Annotated in this window: 26 protein-coding genes, 2 tRNA genes and 1 pseudogene; 18 read left to right on the forward strand and 11 right to left on the reverse strand. The window is 54.5% G+C overall.

Annotation, left to right across the window (positions count from 1 at the left end; translation table 11 throughout):
- The first annotated feature begins 78 nt into the window (after positions 1 to 78).
- The 9 genes from AC0TOY_RS16385 to AC0TOY_RS16425 all read left to right on the forward strand — a co-directional run bounded on the left by AC0TOY_RS16385 (position 79) and on the right by AC0TOY_RS16425 (position 7,132).
- Positions 79 to 672, forward strand: a complete 594-nt coding sequence (locus tag AC0TOY_RS16385) for a recombinase family protein (RefSeq protein WP_061714437.1) — start codon at positions 79 to 81, stop codon at positions 670 to 672.
- 58 nt (positions 673 to 730) lie between these two features.
- Positions 731 to 1,918 (forward strand): phage tail sheath protein, encoded by a 1,188-nt coding sequence (locus AC0TOY_RS16390; protein ID WP_061714438.1) that lies wholly within the window; start codon positions 731 to 733, stop codon positions 1,916 to 1,918.
- An 11-nt stretch (positions 1,919 to 1,929) separates the two neighbouring features.
- Positions 1,930 to 2,448 (forward strand): phage major tail tube protein, encoded by a 519-nt coding sequence (locus tag AC0TOY_RS16395; RefSeq protein ID WP_023309235.1) that lies wholly within the window; start codon positions 1,930 to 1,932, stop codon positions 2,446 to 2,448.
- Between the two features lie 56 nt (positions 2,449 to 2,504).
- Positions 2,505 to 2,813: a phage tail assembly protein gene (locus AC0TOY_RS16400; protein WP_024906448.1), complete on the forward strand. Its 309-nt coding sequence runs from the start codon at positions 2,505 to 2,507 to the stop codon at positions 2,811 to 2,813.
- 32 nt (positions 2,814 to 2,845) lie between these two features.
- On the forward strand, positions 2,846 to 2,965 hold the full coding sequence (locus tag AC0TOY_RS16405; protein WP_023616176.1) for a GpE family phage tail protein: 120 nt from the start codon (positions 2,846 to 2,848) through the stop codon (positions 2,963 to 2,965).
- Positions 2,958 to 5,231: a phage tail tape measure protein gene (locus AC0TOY_RS16410; RefSeq protein WP_473722180.1), complete on the forward strand. Its 2,274-nt coding sequence runs from the start codon at positions 2,958 to 2,960 to the stop codon at positions 5,229 to 5,231. The genes AC0TOY_RS16405 and AC0TOY_RS16410 overlap by 8 nt, the downstream gene beginning before the upstream one ends.
- 17 nt (positions 5,232 to 5,248) lie before the next feature.
- A complete protein-coding gene (locus AC0TOY_RS16415) occupies positions 5,249 to 5,713 on the forward strand; it encodes a phage tail protein (protein WP_473722181.1) in 465 nt (154 codons plus the stop codon).
- Complete coding sequence (locus tag AC0TOY_RS16420) at positions 5,710 to 6,864, forward strand: phage late control D family protein (RefSeq protein WP_473722183.1); 1,155 nt, start codon at positions 5,710 to 5,712, stop codon at positions 6,862 to 6,864. Before AC0TOY_RS16415 ends, AC0TOY_RS16420 begins: the two co-directional genes overlap by 4 nt.
- A 67-nt stretch (positions 6,865 to 6,931) precedes the next feature.
- Positions 6,932 to 7,132, forward strand: coding sequence for an ogr/Delta-like zinc finger family protein (locus tag AC0TOY_RS16425; RefSeq protein ID WP_029741756.1), 201 nt, complete (start codon positions 6,932 to 6,934; stop codon positions 7,130 to 7,132).
- Between the two features lie 82 nt (positions 7,133 to 7,214).
- Here AC0TOY_RS16425 and AC0TOY_RS16430 read toward each other — a convergent pair.
- Positions 7,215 to 7,368 (reverse strand) — tRNA-Ile (locus AC0TOY_RS16430).
- An 8-nt stretch (positions 7,369 to 7,376) separates the two neighbouring features.
- Entirely contained in the window at positions 7,377 to 7,628 is a 252-nt protein-coding gene (locus tag AC0TOY_RS16435) for a DUF2542 family protein (RefSeq protein ID WP_148768800.1), read from the reverse strand.
- A 72-nt stretch (positions 7,629 to 7,700) separates the two neighbouring features.
- On the opposite strand from AC0TOY_RS16435, the gene AC0TOY_RS16440 reads away from it, so the two are divergent.
- Complete coding sequence (locus AC0TOY_RS16440) at positions 7,701 to 7,874, forward strand: PerC family transcriptional regulator (RefSeq protein ID WP_081112021.1); 174 nt, start codon at positions 7,701 to 7,703, stop codon at positions 7,872 to 7,874.
- A 150-nt stretch (positions 7,875 to 8,024) separates the two neighbouring features.
- Here AC0TOY_RS16440 and AC0TOY_RS16445 read toward each other — a convergent pair whose 3' ends face one another.
- A complete protein-coding gene (locus AC0TOY_RS16445) occupies positions 8,025 to 8,516 on the reverse strand; it encodes an Hcp family type VI secretion system effector (RefSeq protein WP_473722184.1) in 492 nt (163 codons plus the stop codon).
- Between the two features lie 294 nt (positions 8,517 to 8,810).
- Between AC0TOY_RS16445 and AC0TOY_RS16450 the strand changes: the two genes are divergently transcribed.
- From AC0TOY_RS16450 to AC0TOY_RS16475, 6 genes and pseudogenes are all read left to right on the forward strand, one after another.
- Positions 8,811 to 9,113, forward strand: coding sequence for a polymorphic toxin type 44 domain-containing protein (locus AC0TOY_RS16450; protein WP_228117504.1), 303 nt, complete (start codon positions 8,811 to 8,813; stop codon positions 9,111 to 9,113).
- On the forward strand, positions 9,091 to 9,564 hold the full coding sequence (locus AC0TOY_RS16455; protein ID WP_473722186.1) for a hypothetical protein: 474 nt from the start codon (positions 9,091 to 9,093) through the stop codon (positions 9,562 to 9,564). Before AC0TOY_RS16450 ends, AC0TOY_RS16455 begins: the two co-directional genes overlap by 23 nt.
- Before the next feature lie 218 nt (positions 9,565 to 9,782).
- A pseudogene (locus AC0TOY_RS16460) lies at positions 9,783 to 10,514 on the forward strand (hypothetical protein); the annotation flags it as partial.
- Between the two features lie 186 nt (positions 10,515 to 10,700).
- Positions 10,701 to 10,916, forward strand: a complete 216-nt coding sequence (locus AC0TOY_RS16465; RefSeq protein ID WP_407820989.1) for a hypothetical protein — start codon at positions 10,701 to 10,703, stop codon at positions 10,914 to 10,916.
- 305 nt (positions 10,917 to 11,221) lie between these two features.
- On the forward strand, positions 11,222 to 11,671 hold the full coding sequence (locus AC0TOY_RS16470) for a hypothetical protein (RefSeq protein WP_407820990.1): 450 nt from the start codon (positions 11,222 to 11,224) through the stop codon (positions 11,669 to 11,671).
- 76 nt (positions 11,672 to 11,747) lie between these two features.
- On the forward strand, positions 11,748 to 12,359 hold the full coding sequence (locus AC0TOY_RS16475) for a BRO family protein (protein WP_407820991.1): 612 nt from the start codon (positions 11,748 to 11,750) through the stop codon (positions 12,357 to 12,359).
- 94 nt (positions 12,360 to 12,453) lie between these two features.
- Here the strand turns inward: AC0TOY_RS16475 and AC0TOY_RS16480 are convergent.
- Positions 12,454 to 12,529 (reverse strand) — tRNA-Ile (locus tag AC0TOY_RS16480).
- 125 nt (positions 12,530 to 12,654) lie between these two features.
- On the opposite strand from AC0TOY_RS16480, the gene mug reads away from it, so the two are divergent.
- Complete coding sequence (gene mug, locus AC0TOY_RS16485; protein ID WP_024906471.1) at positions 12,655 to 13,161, forward strand: G/U mismatch-specific DNA glycosylase; 507 nt, start codon at positions 12,655 to 12,657, stop codon at positions 13,159 to 13,161.
- A gap of 96 nt (positions 13,162 to 13,257) precedes the next feature.
- Here mug and rpoD read toward each other — a convergent pair whose 3' ends face one another.
- The 3 genes from rpoD to rpsU all read right to left on the reverse strand — a co-directional run bounded on the left by rpoD (position 13,258) and on the right by rpsU (position 17,336).
- Complete coding sequence (rpoD, locus tag AC0TOY_RS16490; protein WP_023309228.1) at positions 13,258 to 15,105, reverse strand: RNA polymerase sigma factor RpoD; 1,848 nt, start codon at positions 15,103 to 15,105, stop codon at positions 13,258 to 13,260.
- Between the two features lie 154 nt (positions 15,106 to 15,259).
- The gene (gene dnaG / locus AC0TOY_RS16495; protein ID WP_023294585.1) at positions 15,260 to 17,005 is read right to left on the reverse strand and encodes a DNA primase; all 1,746 of its coding nucleotides are present in this window, start codon (positions 17,003 to 17,005) and stop codon (positions 15,260 to 15,262) included.
- Between the two features lie 115 nt (positions 17,006 to 17,120).
- On the reverse strand, positions 17,121 to 17,336 hold the full coding sequence (gene rpsU / locus AC0TOY_RS16500) for a 30S ribosomal protein S21 (protein WP_001144069.1): 216 nt from the start codon (positions 17,334 to 17,336) through the stop codon (positions 17,121 to 17,123).
- Positions 17,337 to 17,572: 236 nt separating this feature from the next.
- Between rpsU and tsaD the strand changes: the two genes are divergently transcribed.
- Complete coding sequence (gene tsaD / locus AC0TOY_RS16505; protein ID WP_032650276.1) at positions 17,573 to 18,586, forward strand: tRNA (adenosine(37)-N6)-threonylcarbamoyltransferase complex transferase subunit TsaD; 1,014 nt, start codon at positions 17,573 to 17,575, stop codon at positions 18,584 to 18,586.
- Positions 18,587 to 18,673: 87 nt separating this feature from the next.
- On the opposite strand, the gene ureG is transcribed toward tsaD, so the two are convergent.
- Genes ureG through ureE form a run of 4 tightly spaced genes read right to left on the reverse strand, consistent with a single transcriptional unit; the run spans position 18,674 to position 20,988 of the window.
- Positions 18,674 to 19,291, reverse strand: a complete 618-nt coding sequence (gene ureG / locus AC0TOY_RS16510; protein WP_024906473.1) for an urease accessory protein UreG — start codon at positions 19,289 to 19,291, stop codon at positions 18,674 to 18,676.
- A gap of 9 nt (positions 19,292 to 19,300) precedes the next feature.
- Positions 19,301 to 19,975, reverse strand: a complete 675-nt coding sequence (locus tag AC0TOY_RS16515) for an urease accessory protein UreF (RefSeq protein ID WP_473722188.1) — start codon at positions 19,973 to 19,975, stop codon at positions 19,301 to 19,303.
- Positions 19,975 to 20,514 carry a HupE/UreJ family protein gene (locus AC0TOY_RS16520; protein WP_473722190.1) on the reverse strand — a complete coding sequence of 180 codons (540 nt, stop codon included), beginning with the start codon at positions 20,512 to 20,514 and terminating at the stop codon, positions 19,975 to 19,977. The genes AC0TOY_RS16515 and AC0TOY_RS16520 overlap by 1 nt, the downstream gene beginning before the upstream one ends.
- 9 nt (positions 20,515 to 20,523) lie before the next feature.
- A complete protein-coding gene (ureE, locus tag AC0TOY_RS16525) occupies positions 20,524 to 20,988 on the reverse strand; it encodes an urease accessory protein UreE (RefSeq protein WP_045909994.1) in 465 nt (154 codons plus the stop codon).
- Positions 20,989 to 20,992 lie beyond the last annotated feature (4 nt).

Raw genomic sequence — 20,992 nt, forward strand, 5'->3', positions numbered from 1 at the left:
CTCCCAAACCAAGGTTTTCGAAAATGCGTGTTTATCAATTAAGTGGCATGATTTCCGGTTTTGACGGAGAGAAAGACCATGCTTATTGGATACATACGCGTGTCAACAAATGAACAAAACACCGCCTTACAGCGTGACGCGCTGCAGCGTTCAGGATGTGAGCTCATTTTTGAAGATAAAATCAGCGGTAAATCGACAAACAGACCAGGGCTCAATCGTGCCCTCAGACAGCTGAATGCGGGCGATACTCTCGTTGTATGGAAACTCGATCGGCTCGGGCGCAGTATGCGCCACCTTGTTTCAATGACCGAGGAACTACGCCAGCGAAGCATTAATTTCCGCAGTTTGACTGACAGCATTGATACCTCAACGCCAATGGGGCGTTTCTTCTTCCATATTATGGGAGCGCTTGCTGAAATGGAGCGTGAACTCATTGTCGAGAGAACGTGCGCCGGGCTGGCCGCAGCGCGGGAACAGGGACGTATTGGTGGCAGACGCCCTAAATTGACGCAGGAGGAATGGGCTCAGGCTGGAAGACTGATTGCTGCCGGAGAATCCCGGCAGCGCGTTGCGTTAATTTTTGATGTGGGTGTTTCCACGCTTTATAAAAAATTCCCCGCCACGGTAATCGGACAATCGTTGTGCCAGTCACCGCTGGACGGTGACAGTTAGCCCATAACAACTCCAACCGCGACAATATCACTCACCAACTAACCAAGGAGTTAAACGGATGAGTGATTTTCACCACGGCGTGGAAGTTATCGAAATCAACGATGGCACCCGCACCATTTCCACCGTCTCGACGGCAATCATCGGTATGGTCTGTACGGCCAGCGATGCTGACGACAAGACATTTCCTTTAAACGAGCCCGTGCTCATTACCAACGTGCAAGCTGCGATTGCGAAAGCCGGTAAGGCGGGGACGCTGTCCGCTTCTCTGCAGGCGATCGCTGACCAGTGTAAACCGGTTGTCGTTGTTGTTCGCGTGGCTGAAGGCACCGCTGAAACACCGGAAGAGGCGCGCAAGCAGACCGTTTCCAACATCATCGGTACCACCGACGAAAACGGTAAATATACCGGCCTGAAGGCGCTTCTGACTGCGAAAACGGTAACCGGCGTTAAGCCACGTATTCTCGGCGTCCCGGGGCTGGATTCTCAGGAAGTGGCGACCGCACTGGCCGCGATGTGCCAGAGCCTGCGCGCGTTCGGCTACGTCAGCGCATGGGGCTGTAAAACCATCTCTGACGCGATCAACTACCGCAAAAACTTCAGCCAGCGCGAGCTGATGGTTATCCATCCTGATTTTCTGGCATGGGATACCACCACGAACGCAACGACGACGGCCTGGGCAACCGCCCGCGCGCTTGGCCTGCGCGCCAAAATCGACCAGACAATCGGCTGGCATAAAACCCTGTCAAACGTTGGCGTCAACGGCGTTACGGGCGTAAGCGCCTCTGTCTCCTGGGATCTGCAGGAACAGGCTACCGATGCGAACCTGCTTAACCAGGCGGGCGTCACCACGCTGATTCGCAACGACGGCTTCAAATTCTGGGGTAACCGTACCTGCTCAGACGATCCGTTATTCGTCTTTGAAAACTACACCCGTACCGCGCAGGTGCTGGCCGATACCATGGCGGAAGCGCACGCGTGGGCGATGGATAAACCCATCACGCCAACGCTTATCCGCGACATCGTTTCTGGTATTAATGCCAAGTTCCGCGAGCTGAAAACCAACGGCTATATCGTCGACGGCTCCTGCTGGTATGACCCTGAGTCTAACGATGCATCAACCCTGAAAGCGGGGAAACTGTATATCGATTACGACTACACCCCTGTCCCGCCGCTGGAAAATCTGACCCTGCGCCAGCGCATCACCGATACCTATCTGGCAGACCTGTCAGATTCGGTTAATAGCTAAGGAGCTGCAGCATGGCGTTACCACGCAAACTTAAATACCTGAATATGTTCAACGATGGCCTGAGCTATATGGGCGTTGTTGAGTCTGTGACCCTACCGAAGCTTACCCGCAAGCTGGAGAAGTATCGCGGCGGCGGTATGCCGGGCTCGGTCTCTGTCGACCTCGGTCTGGACGATGATGCCCTGGCGCTGGAGTGGACCGTTGGCGGTCTGCCGGACGCCGCGCTGTGGGCGCAGTATGCCTCTCCGGGCGCGGACAGCGTGCCGCTGCGCTTTACCGGCTCTTATCAGCGCGATGATACCGGCGAAATCTCCGCCGTCGAAATCGTCATGCGCGGCCGTCATAAAGAGTTCGATGGCGGTGAAAACAAGCAGGGCGAGAGCGGCACCACCAAGATGTCCACCGAGTGCGCGTACTACCAGCTGACCATTGATGGCAAAGAGATCATCGAGATCGACATCATCAACATGGTGCTGAAAGTCGACGGCGTCGATCGTCTGGCAGAACACCGTAAGGCCATCGGCCTGTAACCCTTTAACCGGCCGGGATTACCGGCCGGTGAGTTAACTTTCTGAAGAGTAAAGAAATGGAAAATATCAACGAGACCGCCATGCACGAAAGTGAAAACCCACATATCGTCACGCTTGATAGCCCCGTTCAGCGCGGTGAGCAGAAAATTGAACAGGTGACGGTTTCTAAACCCAATGCGGGAACCCTGCGCGGGGTATCGCTGGCGTCGCTGGCGCAATCTGACGTCGATGCGCTGATTAAGGTGCTGCCGCGAATGACCTCTCCGGCCCTGACCGAGCATGAGGTTGCGCGCCTGGATGCCTGCGATCTGCTCTCTTTTGCAGGTAAGGTGATCGGTTTTTTGTCACCGGCTTCGGCTCGCTGAAATTTCCAGAAAATCTGTCGGTCGACGATCTGATGGCGGATATCGCGGTGATCTTTCACTGGCCGCCGTCAGAACTGTACTCCCTGAGCGTGACCGAACTCCTCTTATGGCGCGAAAAAGCGCTGCAGCGAAGCGGAAACCACCATGAGTAATAATGTCAGTCTTCAGGAGCTGCTTAAGGCAGTCGACCGGGCAACCCGACCGCTTAACGCTCTCCAGAACGCCAGCGTCACTCTCGCAAGCGATATCCACGATTCGCAGACGGCGTTGGGGGCGCTTGATGAGCAGGCGGGGCGTATTAACGGCTTCAGGAAAGCAAACGCCCAGCTCTCCGTGACGGAGCAGTCGCTTGCTCAGGCGAAACAGCAGGCAGCGGCGCTGGCGGTGCAGCTTAAAAACACGCAAAACCCTACCCAGGCACAGGCTGATGCGCTGTCCGCAGCCCGAAAATCGGCGGCCGACCTTAAGCTTGAGTACAACAGCTTACGCTATTCGGTACAGCGCCAGCGCACTGAACTTGCCCAGGCGGGAGTCAACACGCGTACGCTCTCGTCGGATGAGCGTCGTTTACGAACTCACATCAGCGAAAAAACGCAGCAGCTTAACCGACAGCGTGATGCGCTGGCCCGCGTCAATCAGCAGCAGGAGCGGCTGAGTACCGTTCAGAATCGCTACGAGTCAGGCAAACGCGTTACCGCGCGGGTGCGCCAGCTTGCGAATGCGGGGGTGGGAATGGCCAAAGCGGGCTTTGACCAGACGTCCCGGTTTATGGCGCCAGGCATCAGCGTTGAAAAGCAGATGTCGGCCATTCAGGCAAACCTTGGCCTGGCGAAGGGGGATTCCCGGCTTGAGGCGATTCGCCAGCAGGCGCGGGAGGTCAGTGCCAGGACCGGAGTACCTGCAGATACGGTCCTCCGGGCACAAACCGAACTGACTCGTTCAGGCTTTGATGCCGATGGGCTGCTTGCGGCCACCGCGCCAACGGTCAACCTCAGCCTGGCGGGGAATGTCGACGCGGTTAAAGCGGCCGATATGATCGCCAGCACGCAGGCCGCGTATAGCCTGGCCGATGCGGATGCGGGACGCATCGCAGATGTGCTTACACGCGGTTTTACCTCCTCGAATACTAGCCTCGCTGAGATGGTGGCGGCAGTCACCTCTGCAGCGCCCGCTGCGGATGCCGCCGGTATGGGGATTGAAGAGACCACCGCGCTGCTGGGCGTTCTGGCGGAAAAAGGGATGAAAGGCGCCGCCGCCGGGGACGCGCTCAGCGCGATGTTGCGCCATGTTCAGACTCCGGATGCCATAAAAGCCTCGGGGGCGCTGGCTTCCGCCGCGGGTGATGGATCGCTTGATGAAAAACGCCAGCAGTTGCGGGGGGCGAAGGGGAGTACCGCGCTCGCGGCTTCCGTGCAGACCGATAATCTTGACGGCGATATCAACCGATTCCAGGCCGCGTGGAACGGGTTGAAGATTGATGTATTTGATAAAGCGGATGGCGCTCTGCGTAACCTGATAACAACCGCAACCGGCTGGCTTGGCACGGCCTCCTTTTGGGTGAATGCCAACCCTGAGCTGACGCAGACCCTCGCCAGCGTTGTTGTCGGCGCGCAGGCGTTTGCTGGCGTACTGGGTGGCGTAGGCACGCTTCTCGGCCCGGTTCTGACGGGCGTCAATATGGTTATCACCGCGGCCGGGATGTTAGGAACGGTATTCAGCGTGGTGGGCGGCGCCATCATGACGGTGCTGGGTGCCCTTAGCTGGCCGGTGATTGCCCTTGGCGCGGCGATTGCCGCCGGCGCCTTACTGATTTTCAAATACTGGGAGCCCATCAGCGCCTTCTTTGGCGGAGTGATGGAAGGGCTTTCAACGGCTTTCGCACCGCTGGGTGCGCTGTTCTCACCGGTGATGGCGGTATTTGACGCTATCTCGGAGAAGCTGGGCGGTATCTGGCAATGGTTCACCGACTTAATCACGCCGATCAAGGCGACGCAGGAAACGCTGGATGGCTGTAAAAACGCTGGCGTGATTTTTGGACAGGCGCTGGGTGATGCGTTAATGGCACCGCTTAATCTCTTTAACAGCCTGAGCGGCAAGGCTAGCTGGCTGCTGGAGAAACTCGGTCTTATCAAAAACGAGTCGGGTAATCTCGATGCCGCGGCGGAAAAAGCAGGCGCGACATCCTCTTCTGCGGGCAGTTCGTCCATTCCGGTGGCGGGGATCTCTGGCGTCGGCCTGGGGTATCAGCCAACCCTCGTGCCGGGAGGACGCTCTTACGTCGATCAGAGTAAAAGCGAATACAACATCACGCTGCAGGGGGGCACGGCTTCAGGAACGGATCTGACGCGTCAAATCCGGGAGACAATAGATAGCATTGAACAGGATAAAGCGAGACGGCAGCAAGCCAGCTTTATGTAAGGTTGAGGAGAGAGAAAATGTTAATGGTGCTGGGTCTGTTTGTCTTTGAACGACGAACCTTACCCTATCAGACAATGCAGTTTACAAAGGATTATCGCTGGGCGTCCAACAATCGGATCGGGAAACCTAAAGCCTGGCAGTACCTTGGCGAAGGCGAGACATCTTTTACCCTCTCCGGACTGCTTTACCCTGAGCTCACGGGAGGGCGGCTTTCCCTCAAGGCGGTTGAGCTGATGGCGAATGAGGGGCGGGCATGGCCGTTGATAGACGGTACCGGCATCATTCACGGCATGTTTATCATTGAAAAAGTCACGCATACGCATTCGGATTTTTACAGTGACGGTACCGCCCGAAAAATTAATTTTACGCTGGAACTGAAACGCGTGGACGAATCGCTGATGACGATGTTTGGCGATCTGAGAACCCAGGTCGAAGAGCTGGTGACGAGCGCACGTAATAGCATTGGAGGGCTGGTGGGATGATTACGGAAATGAATATCCGGGCGGGTGGGAAAATCACCCCTGATTTTATGCTTAAGCTTGACGATCGCGATATCACACAAAATTTCAGCCATCGTCTTATCAGTCTGAGCATGATCGACAAACGTGGACTGGAAGCCGATCAGCTGGATATTCAACTGGATGATTCCGACGGGCTGTTAAACTTGCCGGCCCGGGGGGCAAAGCTCTCCTTATGGCTGGGATGGGAGGGAACCCCGCTCCAGCCGAAAGGGAACTTTACGATCGATACAATTGAATTTCGGGGCGCGCCGGACACGCTGACCATTCGGGGATGCAGCGCTGATTTTCGTGGAAAGCTAAACGTGCGGCGCGAACAGTCGTGGCATGACACGACGATCGGCGCGATAGTCAATACTATCGCTCAGCGTAACCAGTTAACTGCCAGCGTTGCGGCGGGACTTTCATCGATTGCTATTTCTCATATCGATCAGTCTCAGGAGACCGACGCTGCATTTCTCACCCGACTGGCCGAACGTAATGGTGCCTTTGTTTCAATCAAAGCCGGCAAGGTTATTTTTATGAAATCGGGGCACGCCGTGACGGCCAGCGGTACGCCGATTCCCTTAATGATGATTGAGCGTGGGGACGGCGATAAGCACCTTTTTTCCGTCGCAGACCGTGAAAACTATTCCGGCGTGACGGCCAAATGGCTGCAAACGCGCGACCCAAAACAGCAAAATCCTCAATTGAGTATTTTCCGTCAGTCAGGGGGGCAGCCGATAGAAGCACTTCAGCACCCGGATGCCGCCGCACCGGTAGCGGGAGCTGAAGGCAAGGAGCAGAAACCGCAAGAGAGGCTGGTGGGATCGGCGGAAAACGTATTTGAGCTCACCACGGTGTATGCCTCTGAAGAGCAGGCTCTCAGGGCCGCAGAGGCGAAGTGGCGCGCGCTGCAGCGGGGTACCGTGAATTTTTCTATCCAGCTGGCGCTGGGGCGAGCCGATCTGTACCCCGAAACGCCGGTATTAGTAAACGGTTTTAAACGCGTCATTGACGAGCAGGCGTGGATCATCAGCGAGGTGGTGCATACCCTCAACGATAGCGGATTTACCACGCAGCTTAAGCTTGAACTGAATGCCACTGACGAAAAATTTATTGTTGATAGTGAGTAATACAGTTGCTATTGGTTTTATTTTGGGTATTATCGATTCACAAAATGTGAATCAAGTGGAGGGGTACATGTTTCATTGTCCTAAGTGCAAGCATTCAGCGCATGCGCGTACCAGTCGCTATTTAAGTGAAAATACCAAAGAGCGCTATCACCAGTGCACCAACGTGGACTGCAGCTGTACGTTCGTGACGATGGAGTCCGTGGAGCGCCTGATTGCGACCCCCGGTGCCTCTGAACGTGTCCGAACGGCTTCGCTGAACCACGGTTAGCGGCTGCGTCATCGGCTCAAAAAAGCCAATAAAAAAGCCACTCAATTGAGTGGCTTAATCATATGATTCTAAAACTAAAATTTGGTGGCCCCTGCTGGACTTGAACCAGCGACCTGGCGATTTTGAGTCCCAATTTAAAGACTTATAAAACAAGAAATTACTTTTTAATGGGTTTTTGCATCGAATAATTTCAAATATGAAAGCATAGTGAATAGGTCTGCTGCCATTTTGCTGCCAATGATGCCTATAAAAAATGATAATCGCCATTCAAGAGGTAGAGGGCTAAACCAATCATAAAGGAGCCGAACAGCGAAAACACAGTGTTATACCAGTAGAAGTAGATAGGTGTTTCGGATCGGTAGATGTAGTAATTTTCATATGTGCCTTTATACCAGCCGACGAAGACCCCACTTCTAAGAGCTTTTGCTGAATGAAAAATCATCCACAATCCGCAAAGAAGTACACAGGTCAATACTAATAATGTATCCCATTCCATAGCTTGTCTTATAAAAATAACGCCTTAAAAAAGTGTTAGTGGGTTGAGCAATGTCGCTTCATTCAGGTGGTCATGTGCAAAGTGAGCGTAGCCGAGAAACTCGAAAATTTGGAGCTATGGAGACGCGCAGCAACGCGCTGGCTTGAGGTGATGTATTTGCCAGACCAGACCGATAAAACGCGCGCAGCGGCAGCGGTACGCCGCAATAACTGCCAGAGAATGCTTAACAGCATAAAGCATGATTAAAATACCCCAAACGTATAAGAAGTGCGGGGAGCCGGCACCGGGTGATCGAGCGGGGTATTGCTATCGAGGGAGGCTACGTGCTGGCAGACCCAGGGGGCGAGAGAATTGGCACTAAAAACAATATAGGGCGGATTAACCGCCCCCTTTTTTTTACGCTGTTACACGCTCGTTCCATGCGTCTGAATATTGGACGTTCCCATCGCAATACTTCCAGGTGATCCGCTCATAGCGCAGCTGTACGCCCTCATTATGATTATGCATCTGTAAACCTGGCTCTTTGCAGTTATGCATAACTGAGTTAATGCTGACTACCCGCACATTCTCAAGCAGCATGTTGAAATACTCGACCTCTTGCCCCGCGTCGTTGATTCTGTACCACTTAATTTCAACGCTTTTAAGCGTCTGGCCGGTTGCTACCGCTTTATAGAGATACGGGCTGGAGCTATCAAATTCTTTCTCGATCATAAGCGGCGCATGTAAGCGTGTACCCGTGATTTTGCCCGTGTTGCTATCGGTTGGAACAAGCAAGCCGTGACTAAAAGAGAGAATTTCTACGCTACTTTCACGATCCTGAACATCTACAGACCCCCTGATCAGGTTGCCGCCATCGTCTTTAAGCCACATGTAAGCTGGAATAGCCATTTTAAAACTCCATTTTATGAGGGTAAACCCTCATTAAACGGCTAAAACCGGATCGCAGGTGATACAAATTGTGTTATCGGTATGAGTGATTAAAACGCGTTAAGCATTGATATTAATAATAAAAATGATTGATTGATCTCAAACAGTACCGTGCAGCGCCGTTGCTCTTATGTTGCTGGTTTTGCCAGGCAAAAGGGAATAACGATGGCATGTATACCGATTTACCCGCCCCGCGGGCTGGAAATTTTGCGCGAACACATTAGGCTCGCGCGGGCGCGTCACGGAGTCCAGGATATGGCTACCCCGCTTACGTATACGTGGTTTTATGAGCGAGTAAGAAACGGCGGGGTGTGGGATTACAAACAACAAAAACGGGCTTACGCTGACTTCGGGAATTTTCATTACGGCGCAGTGGGTTATGCAGCGTGCATACCTGCAAAGATTTTGCTTATTGCCGCCGGCGCGGCGCAGTGGAAAGCCGGCACATCAAGACCAGAGTGGGGGAATTTCACGGGGGCCCCGCCGTTTGGTGATGATCCGATGGACCAATTTTGGATAAAGCAAGGCATAGACTATGTTAAGCAGCACCACTATTAAGGCGTTTAAGGCGTTGCATTGGGTGGCTACAATTACGATGGCCATCGTGATCGCTGGGTACTGTTATTTCCAGCATATACAGCGTTTAACTGTTAGTGATCGGCTTTATGAAGTTCGCCAGCTCACGCCCCGGACCTGGTTATACATTACTGAGTATGACGGCTCGAACATGACCACGGGGGAAGTGTATCGTTATTTTTTAGCGAGCAAGATTGACGGCGATCCGCTGGTGGCTCTCGAAAAACAACATATCGCGCCCACGCTTACAGCGAACACCGCCCGCGCGAAAGTTGACGGCATAGGCAACAATATCTCATTTACTGTTTATGGCACCGTGTACAGCTTTACAACGTCCGCATTTTTTTATGATGCTGAGGGAATAGCGGCCGCGCCGTCAATCGACTTAACGGCCCGTGGCGAGGGCTGGGACAAGGGGAAATTTAGTCGATAGTAAAAATCCCTTGCAGTCGGGTCAATGACCCGATTAGCCGCGTGTAAGTTTTCACGGCGTACCCGTAGCGGTTCATGGATCAAAAGTACATTGTGATTGCCCGCCGGGCACAAATTGGGTTATTGCCCCGGCAGGTCAATGGCTGGGGTGTGGGTGAGATCCGGTTGATGTTGCCAGGGAAGAACTTCCCTGCAAAAATTACAGCCAGAATCACCCATAACGATTCAGGGATGTTCCAGTTTCCCCCTGAAGGGACGCTGCTTGAAGTTGCTTTTACTGGCGGAAGGCCGGATAAGCCCTTTGTGCGGCAGACCGTGCCGGAGGGAACCAGCTTACCGGATATCCAGCCAGGCGAGCAGCTGCAACAGCAGCGTGCGGAAGTGTCGCAGCGCGTCACCCAGGCGGGCGACTGGGTGAGGCAGACAGACCAGACGATCAGTGAAACATCTATGACGCGGATGGTTAAGGCCGATACGGAACAGCGGGAGCTGGTGAGCCGGAAAACTACCATTAAGGCAACGGACAAAGTTACGGTGCTGGGCACGTCTACGCTGATGGCCGGAGCCATTCAGCAGGTATGTACAGGCGATTACAGCCAGGCAGTCAATAACCGCGTTGCGAGTATCGGCGGCAATGATGAAACGGACATTGCCGGGAGCCATACAGTCACAACGGGTAAAGACCTGATCGAGAAAATTGGCCAGATACGTAAAAGCGTGGCGGCAGTACAACAGCAGATTATTGCCCCGGTAGTGTGGATTGGCTCTGGCACAATCAACGTGGCGCAGTTGATGCTCGACACGCTCGATGTGGTGAAAGAGCTGGCAGAGCAAACGGCAAGCCACACGCACAGCAATACGGGAGCACCGACCAACGCGGGAGCCATCCGGAACACCGGAACGAAAGCGGACACGCTGAACGGTAAATACTCCCCGGTGATTGGCAAATAAACCATTTAAGACCTGAGCCCGCGCAAGCGGGTTTTTTTATGCCCTTCATCCCCTGGCGGGGCGTCTCTTCTCTATCCTCACAAACAGACTTTACCACGCGCACCCAGTAGCGCTCTGTCGTGTTCCAACCTTTCAGGCAGTCAGCGCCACCCTTAAAGCAGATCGCACCCACAGCAGGGCGCTGGCGTGTCACAGCATGGCAAAAAAAATCTCTCGCAGACAAAAATCGCACTACACCGCACCCGCCTGCGGTTTTTGGATCGTAAAAATTTTTCAGTTGGATTTTTTTACAAACGACCCCGCCAGCCCGCGCCGCTGCTGGGGCGTTGCAGTGAGGTGCAAACTGAAAAGTGTGAAAAGAATTTCAGTTTTTTCAGTGAAAAGGATCTGCGGAGGATCTAATGAAAACTACAACAAACAGATAAATAAGGATATTTTGTGTTTTATGTGAGTCGAAAAGATCAAATTGTGTGAGAGTCGACAGACAAAGAAAAAAGCGAAAAGCCTTGGCTGGCGTGGGTTTCAGAAGATGCAGATGCTTATCAGATAATGAAATTTGTTTCTGTGTAGTTCTGTGTGTAGTTCGCAAAGTATGAACTACACGCAGAGCTACACGGTAAGCAAGGGTCTATAGATTCGTTATTGTCTTGTGGTGAGTGATAGGGTATAACAGCAAGCGTAAGGTTAATAAAATAGAGAGGTATCAGATGAATAGTGGTTTCTTTATATCTCGCTCCGACTTCCAAAAAATGTCGGAACGAACACAAGATGAAATTTTGAGTGCAGTAACTGGCGAGGATAGCTCTCAACAACCAACCACTGACTATAGCGGTCTGGCTGCTGATCTTTCTTCTTTACAGGCAACCCAATTTGTTAAAGGTTTAAGTGGTAAATCCAGAAGTGTTTTGAAAGCGATACTTGAAATTAAAGGTGTTGAATCAGGATTTTGGATGTCCACACTCGCCTTAACCTTAATGGTTAGCGCTGACTCATTAACAGGAGTTTGGTCGGGGCTGACTCGCAGAAGCAGGACTGTGACTGGAGATGAAAACGCCTATCTGATTGATTGGGTGTGGCATGAGGCTGAAAGTGATTACTTTGGCACTCTTAACACGGTGACGATTAAGAACCTTAAAAAAGCGATGAATATTCGATGAATATAAATGGTGAAGCCCCGACTGTTCGAGCAGTCAGGGCTTCGGTTTTGCTAAATCCCCAGCAAGGAATTCAGACATGCACAATGTATCAAAGAAGGAACTGACTTTCCACGAAACCCCGCTTGCCGCTATTAATCGGAACGGTCAAATCTGGTTTACATCCTCTGATATAGCAAAAGCATTGGGATACAGCAGCGATGATTCGGTGAGTCGGATTTACCGGAGGAACATAGACGAATTTTCAGCGGGTATGTCTCAGACGGTCAAATTGACCGCCTCAGGAAATTACCAGAAGACGGCGCGAATATTTACCCTGCGCGGCACACATCTGCTGGCTATGTTCGCTAGAACGCCAGTTGCGAAAGAGTTCCGCCGTTGGGTGCTGAATATTCTTGATCGTGAATGCCATCCGCGAAGACTGCCCACACCGGAAATATTGACTGCTATTTGTCCGTGCTGTGGAAGGTCAGCAACCATTATTGACAGCAGATACATTACCCGGCATCGCACAGAAATTATTGCGCGGTGTGATCAAGCGGATTGTCCAGACCAGCAATTTAAATCTGAGGTTACTTTCTCACATTACATTGAGAAAAATGGTAACGACCAGACTCTGAGGGGCATGATTCGTTCGTTATCAATGCATCAAAAGCAGACCCTCATCCGAATGCTGTCTGACTCTGCCTGATCCTTGAGGGGACAAAAAGGGGACACTGGCAAATCAGCTAACAAAAAGGCCACTCGCAAGAGTGGCCTAACTTTATGTATTTACTGCTTAAATTTGGTGGCCCCTGCTGGACTTGAACCAGCGACCAAGCGATTATGAGTCGCCTGCTCTAACCACTGAGCTAAGGGGCCGTGGCGGTGAATTATAAAGTAACTCCCCGCAGCAATCCAGCCATTCACACCTGCCTGCTGTTTTTATAAACAACGCATAATCAATCCTTTATACTTCCCTGACGATGTATCGAGCGGGAGTAAAGATGATCAACGATATTCTGGCCCCAGGCCTGCGGGTGGTGTTCTGCGGAATCAACCCGGGCAAGTCCTCGGCGCACACCGGTTTTCACTTCGCCCATCCGGGCAATCGCTTCTGGAAGGTAATCTACCAGGCCGGGTTTACCGACAGGTTACTCAAGCCCGAAGAGGAGCAGCATCTGCTGGACACGCGCTGCGGGATCACCATGCTGGTCGAGCGGCCGACGGTGCAGGCGAGTGAGGTCAACCTGCATGAGCTGCGCAGCGGCGGGCGGGAGCTGATCAAGAAGATAGAGGATTATCAGCCGGCCGCGCTGGCGATCCTCGGCAAGCAGGCCTACGAGCAGGCGTTTAGCCAGCGCGGGGCTAAGTGGGGTAAGCAGAGCATCATGATTGGCGTTACGCAGGTGTGGGTGCTGCCAAATCCAAGCGGGCTCAACAGGGCGACGCTGGATAAGCTGGTAGAGGCGTATCGGGAGCTGGATGAGGCCCTGATGGTTCGGGGGCTTTAATCCTCTGCGGCCTGATGCCCTCACCCTGGCCCTCTCCCACAGGGAGAGGGAATAAAAAAAGCTCCCCGAAGGGAGCTTTTTCACGGTCAGGACAGGTTAGTCGTCCAGGAAGCTACGCAGCACTTCAGAGCGGCTTGGATGACGCAGCTTACGCAGCGCCTTCGCTTCGATCTGACGGATACGTTCGCGGGTAACGTCGAACTGTTTACCCACTTCTTCCAGCGTGTGGTCGGTGTTCATATCAATACCGAAACGCATACGCAGGACTTTCGCTTCACGGGCGGTCAGGCCGGCCAGGACGTCGTGCGTTGCGGCACGCAGGCTCTCGGTGGTGGCAGAGTCCAGCGGCAGCTCGAGGGTGGTATCCTCGATGAAATCACCCAGATGCGAATCTTCATCATCACCGATTGGTGTTTCCATGGAGATTGGCTCTTTGGCGATCTTCAGCACTTTACGGATCTTGTCTTCCGGCATCAGCATGCGCTCGGCCAGCTCTTCCGGCGTCGGCTCGCGGCCCATCTCCTGCAGCATCTGGCGGGAAATACGGTTGAGCTTGTTGATGGTCTCAATCATATGCACCGGAATACGGATGGTGCGCGCCTGATCCGCGATAGAGCGGGTGATCGCCTGACGGATCCACCAGGTTGCGTAGGTGGAGAACTTGTAACCACGACGGTATTCAAACTTATCTACCGCTTTCATCAGACCGATGTTGCCTTCCTGAATCAGATCCAGGAACTGCAGACCGCGGTTGGTGTATTTCTTGGCGATAGAGATAACCAGACGCAAGTTCGCTTCAACCATCTCTTTCTTCGCACGGCGGGCTTTTGCTTCACCGATGGACATACGACGGTTGATATCTTTAACCTGCTCGATGGTCAGGCCGGTCTCTTCTTCAATCTGATGCAGTTTCTGCAGGCCGCGATGCACATCGTCCTTCACGTCGTGCAGTTTTTCAGACCATGGCTTGTTCATCGCGATAGCCGCGTTGAACCAGGTTTCGCTGGTTTCGTTGCCGGTGAAGAGGGTGATGAAGTTCTTCTTCGGCATTTTGCACTGCTCAACACACAGCTTCATGATGATGCGTTCCTGGGTACGTACGCGATCCATCATCACGCGCATGCTGTTTACCAGGTAGTCGAACTGTTTTGGCACCAGGCGGAACTGTTTGAATACTTCAGACAGTTTCAGGATCTCTTCCTGTGCGGCAGCATGGCTGCGGCCTTTCGCTTTGATGGTGTCACGCGTCACTTCGTACTGGGTACGCAGCTCGGCAAACTTCTCACGCGCCAGCTCCGGGTCGATGCTGTTGTCATCGTCCGCAGTATCGTCGTCGCTCTCTTCCTCATCTTCGTCTTCGTCATCATCCATCTCTTCCTGAGACAGTTCAGAACCGACGTGAGTGGCGGTAGGCGCCATATCTTCTTCAGCGTTCGGGTCGACAAAACCGGTGATCAGGTCAGACAGGCGCGCTTCTTCCGCTTCAACGCGATCGTACTGCTCCAGCAGATAGGTAATCGCTTCAGGGTACTCGGCAACAGAGCACTGAACCTGGTTGATCCCGTCTTCGATGCGTTTTGCGATGTCAATTTCGCCTTCGCGGGTCAACAGTTCAACGGTACCCATTTCGCGCATGTACATGCGGACCGGGTCAGTGGTACGCCCGATTTCAGATTCCACGCTGGACAGTACCTGTGCAGCAGCTTCTTCCGCATCTTCGTCAGTGTTGTTGGAGGTTTCAGCCAGCAACAGATCATCGGCATCCGGTGCTTCTTCCATCACCTGAATGCCCATGTCATTGATCATTTGGATGATGTCTTCGATTTGATCTGAATCGACGATATCTTCCGGCAGATGGTCATTGACCTCGGCATAGGTCAGATAGCCTTGCTCCTTACCACGTTGGACAAGAAGTTTCAGCTGTGACTGCGGGTTTTGCTCCATAAGACGGTATCCACACTTAATTCGTTTGATTGGTGTCGGCGATGGGGCTGCCAACCTTTAAAGCGAGGGCGTACTTATATTTTTGCCGCTGCCTCTCAGTGCGGCTGCCGGGGGCTTCCCGATCGATATTCGGCACTTAAGCCGTTAAATTTCTTTATTTCTTCGCCAGTTCCTGGTTAATCATCCAGAGCTCCCGGCGTTCTTCGCTGCTTAAACCGTGTGTGCGCTCGCGAGCTATCAACTCTTCCTGGCGCAGCTCAAGCATCGAATCAAACATATGGTTGAGTGAGTCGGTGAACGTTTTTTCTGCAATATCCTTATCTGCTATATCGTCCCACATCGACAATTTTTCAAGGGTAGCGGCCTCTTTTGTACCGCGATAATGTTCTAAAAGTTGTCCGGTGGTCAGACCTGGCTGTGATAAACACGTGTTGACCAGTTCTGAAAATAAGCCAAGTCCGGGCAATTTTTCGTGGTTCAAACCCGCCAGCGACGGCACCTGTGGCGCCAGTTCGGGGTTTTGCACCAGTAACCCTATCAGTATACGCATGGTTGTGCGTTTTAGCTGAGGCGCGGGGCGAACCGCGCCGTTTTCAGCCTGTTTAGGCATTAAACGTTCAAGCTGGCTGTCATCCAGAATGCCGAGCTTGTTGCCTAACTCCTGACGCAGGTAAATGCGCAGCGTTTCGCCGGGCACCTGGCTGATTAACGGCAGCGCCAGCGTGCTGAGCTGCGCGCGCCCGTCAGGGGTACTCAAATCGACCTGCGGCATCAGGCTGTTAAACAAAAACGTGGAGAGCGGCTGAGCCTGCTCCATCCGCGCTTCAAACGCCGCTTTGCCCTCTTTACGCACCAGCGTATCCGGGTCTTCACCGTCGGGTAGAAACATAAAGCGTAGCTGACGCCCGTCGGTCATATAGGGTAGCGCGGTTTCCAGCGCGCGCCAGGCGGCGTCGCGTCCTGCGCGGTCACCGTCGTAACAGCAGATGACGTTGTTGGTCACCCTGAACAGCAGTTGAATATGATCGGCGGTGGTGGACGTTCCTAACGATGCAACCGCGTAGTTGATGTCGTACTGCGCCAGTGCCACGACGTCCATATACCCTTCGACGACCAGAAGACGCGGAGGTTCCGCGTTATCCTGCTGCGCCTCATAAAGACCGTAAAGTTGGCGGCCTTTATGGAAAATATCGGTTTCCGGGGAGTTGAGGTATTTCGGCAGGGCATCACCCAGCACGCGACCACCAAAACCAATTACCCGGCCTCGCTTGTCGCGGATTGGGAACATCACCCGTTCGCGGAAGCGGTCGTAGCTTCGTCCCTGGTCATTGGTGACCAGCATGCCTGCATCGATAAGAGACTTACGATCTTCGCTATTGCCGCCAAAACGCTTTAACACGTTGTCCCAGCCGGGCGGGGCGTAGCCAATAGCGAAACGCGCAATGACATCGTCGCTCAGTCCGCGCTTGTTCAGATACTGACGCGCAGGCTCAGCCGCAGAGTGCTTAAGAGACTGTTGGTAAAACGAATTCAGGCCATCCATCAGTTGATACAGCGTTTGCCGTTGATGGCGCTCGATCTGACTTGGCCCACTGCCTGCTTCATACGGCACTTCAAGGTTATGCATCGCCGCCAGCTCTTCGACGGTTTCAACGAACTCGAGCTTGTCGTAGTTCATCAAAAAATCGACGGCATTACCGTGTGCGCCACAGCCGAAGCAATGGTAGAACTGCTTTTCACCGTTTACGGTGAAGGAGGGGGTTTTTTCGTTATGGAACGGACAGCACGCATGGTAGTTCTTGCCCTGCTTTTTCAGCTTTACCCGCGCGTCGATGAGATCGACGATGTCGGTTCTGGCAAGCAGGTCATTGATGAAAACGCGTGGGATTCTTCCGGCCATATGCCCCAAAATTTTAAGCGACTTATAAACGAAAACAAGCCGCGCATTCCTTCCGGAAGCACGGCCTTACGACTATTACTCTGTCTGTCAATTGAGGGCTGAGGCCCTCAACCAATTAGTACAGACGAGTACGGCGTGCGTTTTCGCGAGCCAGTTTCTTCGCGTGACGTTTCACAGCGGAAGCTTTAGCGCGCTTACGTTCGGTCGTTGGTTTTTCATAAAACTCACGACGACGAACTTCAGCCAGAACACCTGCTTTCTCGCATGAACGTTTGAAGCGACGCAGTGCTACGTCGAACGGCTCGTTTTCACGTACTTTAATTACCGGCATGTAACTCTCACCTTTAATAAATTCGGTTTGCCGCTGGCATCAACGCCAGCTTATTTCAAAATGGTGCGGAATTTTACTGCAAATGCTGCTGCTTTGTAAAGCACCGATGCGATTTTGAAAGGGACTTTAATAAGGGTGAGGAGTATACACGAGCCTTCTTCCTGGGGCGAACAAAGTTTTACATCAACCCGCCCAGGCTCTACACTGCGCGGTATTGAAACGAGGTAAAACAAGTCATGCGTGTACTGGGTATTGAAACATCCTGCGATGAAACCGGCATCGCCATTTACGACGACGAAAAAGGGCTTCTGGCCAACCAACTGTATAGTCAGGTGAAATTGCACGCTGACTACGGCGGCGTCGTGCCTGAACTGGCCTCTCGTGACCACGTGCGTAAAACGGTTCCCCTGATTCAGGCGGCGCTGAAAGAAGCAGGATTAACGGCAAAAGAGATTGATGCAGTGGCGTATACCGCAGGCCCGGGCCTGGTCGGTGCGCTGCTGGTTGGCGCAACGGTTGGCCGTTCGCTGGCGTTCGCGTGGGATGTGCCAGCGATCCCGGTTCACCATATGGAAGGGCACCTTCTGGCGCCGATGCTGGAAGAGAATCCGCCTGAATTTCCGTTTGTGGCGCTGCTGGTCTCCGGCGGTCACACGCAGCTGATTAGCGTAACGGGCATTGGCAAATACGAGCTGTTGGGCGAGTCGATCGACGACGCCGCCGGCGAAGCCTTCGACAAAACCGCCAAGCTGCTGGGACTCGATTACCCTGGCGGGCCGATGCTGTCGAAAATGGCGTCACAGGGAACGGAAGGGCGCTTTGTCTTCCCGCGCCCGATGACAGACCGTCCGGGGCTGGACTTCAGCTTCTCCGGGCTGAAAACCTTCGCGGCCAACACGATCCGCAATAACGATGACAGCGAGCAGACCCGCGCCGATATCGCCCGCGCGTTTGAAGATGCGGTGGTGGATACGCTGATGATCAAGTGCAAGCGCGCGCTGGATCAGACCGGCTTCAAGCGTCTGGTGATGGCGGGCGGCGTGAGTGCCAACCGTACGCTGCGCGCGAAGCTCGCCGAGATGATGCAAAAGCGTCGCGGGGAAGTGTTCTATGCCCGTCCGGAATTCTGTACCGATAACGGGGCAATGATCGCCTACGCGGGTATGGTGCGCCTGAACGCTGGCGCAACGTCCGACCTGAGCGTGTCCGTGCGTCCGCGCTGGCCGCTGGCGGAACTGCCTGAGGCGTGAGTTTTTTTGTCCGGTGGCGCTGCGCTTACCGGGCCTACGGTTTTGTAGGCCGGGTCAGGCGAAGCCGCCACCCGGCAACAAACCGCACTACACCCGCAGCATCCCTTTCTCTTCCAGAAACGCAATAATCGTCGCTAAACCGTCCCCCGCCTTCAGGTTGGTAAACGTCCACGGACGCTCGCCGCGCATGCGGTTGGTATCGCGCTCCATCACCTCCAGCGACGCCCCCACGTACGGCGCGAGATCGGTTTTGTTGATCACCAGAAAATCGGACTTAGTGATCCCCGGCCCGCCCTTGCGCGGGATTTTTTCCCCTTCGGCCACGTCGATCACGTAAATAGTCAAATCCGCCAGCTCCGGGCTGAACGTCGCGCTCAGGTTATCCCCGCCGCTTTCAACGAAGATCAGATCCAGATTGCCGAACTTCTCACTGAGCGCTTCCACCGCCGCCAGGTTCATTGAGGCGTCTTCGCGGATAGCGGTATGCGGACAGCCGCCCGTCTCCACGCCCACAATGCGCTCCGGCGCCAGCGCGCCCGCCTCGGTCAGAATGCGCTGATCCTCTTTGGTGTAGATATCGTTGGTCACCACCGCAAGATGATAGGTATCGCGCATCGCCTTGCAGAGCGCTTCCAGCAGCGCGGTTTTGCCCGACCCTACCGGGCCGCCTACGCCCACGCGCAGGGGATGTTTGTAATCAGCCATATTGACTCCTCAGGAACGGAATAGTCGAGAATATTGGGTTTCGTGGCGCGCGGAGGCGATGGCGGACAGCGGCGTTGCTGCCCCCAGCGCGTCGTCGCGACGTAAAAATGCCTGTTCAAAACCAGCGGCGTAGTGGTCGCTCAGTTCGATAATCAGCTGCTGTGCGGCCTGCTGCCCAAACGGCACCAGCTTGACGCCTGCCATCACCGCGCTCTCAATCCAGCTGTAGCCAAGGCTCAGCGCCAGCTCGCGCACGCTAATGCCCCAGCGTACGCCGAGCCAGGCCATGCCGCAGAGCTGGCTTTGCATAAACAGCGGCAGCCATTCGGGCGGACAGTCAGGTTCCCAGCTCTTAATCAGTCGCGTAAAGGCCGCCCCACGGTTGCGCTCCTCTTCGCGCAGCTCGCGCGTTTCACGGCAGGCGAGCAGGTATGCCGTCCAGCGTTTGGCCGTTGCCAGATCGTGCCGATCGCAGGCCTGACAGAGACGGATAAACAGCGGCAGATCGACGCAGAAAAAGCTCTGCTCCATCTGCTGTATTTGCCAGCGTTTAAAGGCCCCGGCGTCCGTGACCCAGCCCGCCTCAACGGCCCACTCCAGCCCCTGGGACCAGGTAAACGACCCGACCGGCAGGCTGCTGCTGGAGAGCTGCATCAGGCGCAGCCTCTGGCGAGCGTGCTCCATCAGCTCATCAGCGCCAGCAGGGCGGAGACAATCAGCCCGCCGCCGAAGGTTTTACGCAGGCCGTCGTGACGGCGCAGCAGCAATCCTGCGGCGAAACTGGCGCACAGCACCGCGGCGCTGGCGAACATAAACCCGCTGGTGAAGAGCCAGAAGTTATGGCCGGACATCTCCACGCCGTGCGCCCAGCCGTGGAACATCGCCAGGGCAGGCACCGCCAGCAGCAGGCGATTTTCGGTTTTAAACATCATCACGCCGCTGACCGCCAGCGAGGCAATAATCAGCATCTCCATGCCGCTAAAGCCGCCGAGCAGACTGCCCGCAACGGCACCGACAAGCATCATCCCGAGGGTGGCAAACGGCAGCAGGAGCTTGCGGCCGCTCAGCGCCGACAGCACGCCTGCACCGGTCAGCATCAGGAGATGATCGAGCCCGGTCAGCGGGTGGAAAAAACCGGCCTGAAAGCTGTCGGCGCCGTGGCCGGGATGCGCGAGCGCGGGAACGGAAAAGGCCAGCAGTAACAGGGGGAGTAACTTGCGCATGATGGATCCTTAATGTGAATGGGTATGAGCGTGGCTATGGCTGTGGGCATCGCTGGCATACGCGCCCGCTTCCGGTTCAAACGGCAGGCTGGCGTAGGTTACCTCCAGCCCAAACTGGCGCAGCATGTCGTCGAGAACGTGATCGTGGTGATAGCGCAGTTCGCCGGGCATGACCTGCAGCGGCACGTGGCGGTTGCCCAGGTGGTAGCAGGCGCGGGCGAGCAGGAACGGATCGGCGCAGCGCACCACGGAGACCGACTCCGGGGCGGCGATCACTTCAATCACCTCGCTGCCGTCGTCGGTAGTCAGCAGGTCGCCCCCGCGCAGCAGCAGGCCGCGCGGCAGCATCAGCCCGGCTTCGCGGCCGTCGTTCAGCGCCACGCGGGCGCGGCTTTTCACCCGCACGTCAATCGGCAGCGTGACGCTGGCGGTAGTCTGATGCGCATGGTCCAGGCGTTGGGTTAAATAGATCATCATC

Source organism: Enterobacter sp. PL_is379 (assembly GCF_055817355.1).